Source organism: Aromatoleum toluolicum (assembly GCF_012911005.2).
Taxonomy (GTDB): domain Bacteria; phylum Pseudomonadota; class Gammaproteobacteria; order Burkholderiales; family Rhodocyclaceae; genus Aromatoleum; species Aromatoleum toluolicum.
Map to the genome: position 1 here is coordinate 1 of NZ_WTVS01000153.1, position 3,695 is coordinate 3,695.

At 71.2% G+C, this 3,695-nt stretch carries 2 protein-coding genes; one reads left to right on the plus strand and one right to left on the minus strand.

The window, feature by feature from the left end; all coding sequences use genetic code 11:
• Nucleotides 1-1,738: putative bifunctional diguanylate cyclase/phosphodiesterase (locus GPA27_RS27975; RefSeq protein WP_246261535.1), on the plus strand; the 1,738-nt coding region annotated here is incomplete at its 5' end.
• Nucleotides 1,739-1,757: 19 nt separating this feature from the next.
• Here the strand turns inward: GPA27_RS27975 and GPA27_RS27980 are convergent.
• Entirely contained in the window at nt 1,758-3,527 is a 1,770-nt protein-coding gene (locus tag GPA27_RS27980; RefSeq protein ID WP_169143679.1) for an autotransporter assembly complex protein TamA, read from the minus strand.
• Between the last annotated feature and the right edge of the window lie 168 nt (nt 3,528-3,695).

The following is a 3,695-nucleotide window of genomic DNA, read 5'->3' on the forward strand; positions in this document are numbered from 1 at the left end:
GCCCGCCCTCCCAAGCCGCGCGGCCGAAATGCTCGCCGTGGTCGGTTATTCCGCAGCCGATGCAGCGGCCTTGCGGGCCTTCGCGCTGACCGTCCCCGCCGGCGCGCTCGACGCCGCGTTTGCCGCATGCCTCGGGCGCAATAACGCGCGTCCGCCCGCGCCCAGCGATACCGTGCTGTATGCGCGACTGCTCGACCGGCCGCTGTGGGGCACCAGCGAATGGCTCGAAGCGCTCGTCGGAACGTGGCTGGACTGTCAGCAGCACGGGAGCCTGCCGACCCTGCCGGCCACCGCCTGCGCCTGCCTCGTCGAAGCGGTGCGCGCCGCGCTGCATGCCGACGGCCACCCGCCGGGAAACGCCGACTGCGACATCGTCGTCGCGGCGGCGAAGCTCGCGCAGGCGGTGCAGGCAACGCTGACGACCGCCTCGCTCGCGCGGCTCGACCGGCGCCTCGCTGCCGGCGAAGGCGTCGACCCGCTGACCGGCCTGCCCACGCGCACGCAGTTCGTGCACACGCTCGAGCGCTGGATGAACCAGCCGGAGCGAAAACCGGTCGGACTGCTGCTCCTGCACGTCACCTGGGGGACGGGAAGCCCGCAGCAGCTCAGCGCGCAGCGCGACCGGCTGCGCAGGCAGCTCGGCGACGCGATGAGCAGCGCGCTGCGCCCCGGCGACATGCTGTGCTCGATCGCAGACCAGGAATGGGCGCTGATCATGCCCGAACTACGCAGCACCGGCCAGGTACAGCTCGCCGCGCGCCGGCTGATCGAAATCTGCGAACGCTCGCCCGAGCACGGCATCCCGCAACTGCGCGGCGCGATCCATGCGGGCACGGCCTGCGCACCCGAGGACGGCGACACCGCCTACGACCTCGAGCACGCAGCCCGCGCTGCACTGCTCCGTGCGATCCGCGCCGACATACCGGTCGTGTGCTTCCACTCCGACATGATCGCGCGCATGGAGCACGAACTCGACCTCGAACGCGACATCGCGCGCACGATCGCCCATCCGCCGTTCCAGGTCTGGCTGCAGCCGCAGATCCATCTGGGCACCGGCCGCTGCGCGGGCGCCGAGGCGCTGCTGCGCTGGCGGCGCGAGGACGGTGAATGGATCTCCCCACCGAAGATCATCGACATCGCCGGCCGGCTGGGCCTGATGCCCGACCTGACGCGCTGGATCCTCGGCCAGACGGTGCGCACGCTGTCCGAACTCGATGCGCAGGGCATCGAGATCCCCGTGGCGCTCAACCTCGTCGCCGAAGACCTGCACGACGAGGACCTGCCCCACCTCGTCGCCCAGGCCCTCGCGACCTGGCGCGTTCCGGCGCCCAGCCTCGTGCTGGAGGTCACCGAAGGCGCGCTCATCTCGGATCGCGATCGCGCCGGCCGCGTGATCCAGGCCCTGCGCGCGCTCGGCTGCGGCGTATCGCTCGACGACTTCGGCACGGGGTTTTCGTCGTTCGCCTACATGCGCGACCTCCCCGTCAGCGAGCTCAAGATCGACCAGCTCTTCGTGCGCGACATGCTGCGCTCGAGCCGCGATCACGCGATCGTCGCGACGGTGCAGGCGCTCGCGCACGGTTTCGGCATGCGCGTGGTGGCCGAAGGAGTCGAGGACCAGCCCACCGCGGACGAGCTCCAGCGCATGGGCTGCGACCTCGCGCAGGGTTTCCTGTACGCCCGGGCGATGCCGGCGGCGGATTTCGTCCCCTGGGTGAAGGCGCGCAACGCGGACTGAGCCCGCGCCGCGCCCGTCGTCAGAACGCGATCGCGATGCCGAGATGCAGGCGCATGCGCCGCTCTGCCTGCCCCCAGGCGAGGTCGAGGGCGAGCGGGCCGGCCGGGCTCTTCCAGCGCGCGCCGACGCCGTAGCCCTTCTTCAGCTCGAAAATGTCGCGATCGTCCGCCGCATCGCCCGCGTCGATGAAGGCCGCTGCGCCCCACTGCGGCCGGAACCAATGCACGTACTCGGCGCTCGCCACCGCGAGGTAGCGGCCGCCGACGATCGCATCCGCCTCCTGCACGCCGAGGCTCTGGTAGGCGTAGCCGCGCACGGTCTGGGTGCCGCCGGTGCGGAAGAGGAAATCCTGCGGCACGCCGTCGCGGCTCTTCGCCAGGGTCGTACCGGCCTCCGCACGCAGGATCAGCACGTCGCGCCCGGCCGCCGGCACGTAGCGCACGTAGCGACCATACAGGCGCATGAAGTTCTGGTCCGACAGCAAGGCGCGCGAGCCGCCGCCGATCTCGAGCTGCAGCACGTCGCCGCGGCGCGGATCGAGCGTGTCATCGACCATCCGTCGCGTCCATGACCAGTTCAGCGTCAGCGCCTTGCGCCGGGTCGTGTCGCCGCCGTCGAGCTTGCGCTCCTCCTGCTGCATGCGCAGCGCGAGGCGCGTGTCGATCGTGCCGCCGGCGGTCGCACGGGCGTTGGTGCGCGCCACCCCCACCGCCTGCGTCGTCAGCGTGAGTCCCTCGACCGAGCTGCGCTCGGCGGCGGCGCCGACGCTGTCGCGATGGCCCGCCGCCGCGGGCGGCAGGAACACGTCGGCAAACAGCGATTGACGCAACTGCTCCACGCGCAGGGCGCTGACGAGCTCCCAGCCGCGACCGAACAGGTTCACGTCGCGCCAGCTGATCTCGCCGCGGAAGCCGGTATTGCTCGAATACCCGGCACCGAAGCCGAGCTGGCGCGAGCGCGCCTCGGAAACCTGCACGCGCACCGGCACCGCCGCAGCGAGGGCCGGGTCGCGCTCGACGTCCACGACGACCGATGCGAACTGCGGCACGTTCTGCAGGGTGCCCTGCAGCGCCAGCAGCTCGTCCTGATTGAAGGGACGTCCGGGCTGCAGCCTGCTGAAACGCTCGACGAGATTGGCCGGGAGACTCTTCAGCCCGGACACCTCGATCGGGCCGAGGAAGAAGGGCGGGCCGGAATCGACGGTCACGGCCAAGCGCACGGTCGCCGCGTCGGGGTCGACCTCAGCGCGGCTGTCGGCGATCCGCGCCGCCGCGTAGTCGCGCGAAGCGACTTCATCGAGCAGACGCCGCTTGGCATCGTCCCAGGCCGATTGGCGGAACACCTGTCCGGCGGCGAGCGACCAGGCATTGCGGTGCTGCGCGCGCCGCGCCGCGAGCGCCTCGCCTTCGCCCGCCAGCGCACCTGCGAACTGCACATCGACCGCGACGACCTTCGCCGGCGTGCCCGGCACGACGGTGAGCTTCCAGTCGTCCTCGTCCTCGCGATCCAGCCGCACTTCGGGCGAAAAATAGCCCTCGGTCGCGAGCAGTTCGGCCACCTCGCGCCGCGCACGGCGCGCGAGCGCGATGCGGTCGGCGCGCTCGGCGGGCAGGGTCTGGTCGCTGCGGTTGAGGATGCGCAGGTGCCGTTCGAGTAGCGGGCGCGCGCTCTCTGGCGCATCGAGCTGCACGCGCAGGGGCTGCTGCGCCGCGGCGAGCGGCGGCACCACGGCAAGGCACAGCGCCACGAACACACGCGCGCCGGACGCTCGGACACGACGGACGGTCATGGCCGGATTGTACCGGCCACGACCCCGCAACGGCGTCCCGAACGGGCGCCGTTGTGCGCCGTTACCTTCTTACTAACCTGGCAGGGAATTACTTGATGTCAGGTTGAGTGCTGCACAATCACTCCCTCCCCTTCAAGGGGAGGGTTGGGGTGGGGATGGGTTAAGCAC

Bases quoted from the DNA above. Each gene is read 5' to 3' on its own strand.
- GPA27_RS27980 (WP_169143679.1), bottom strand. From the start codon at position 3,527: ATGACCGTCCGTCGTGTCCGAGCGTCCGGCGCGCGTGTGTTCGTGGCG.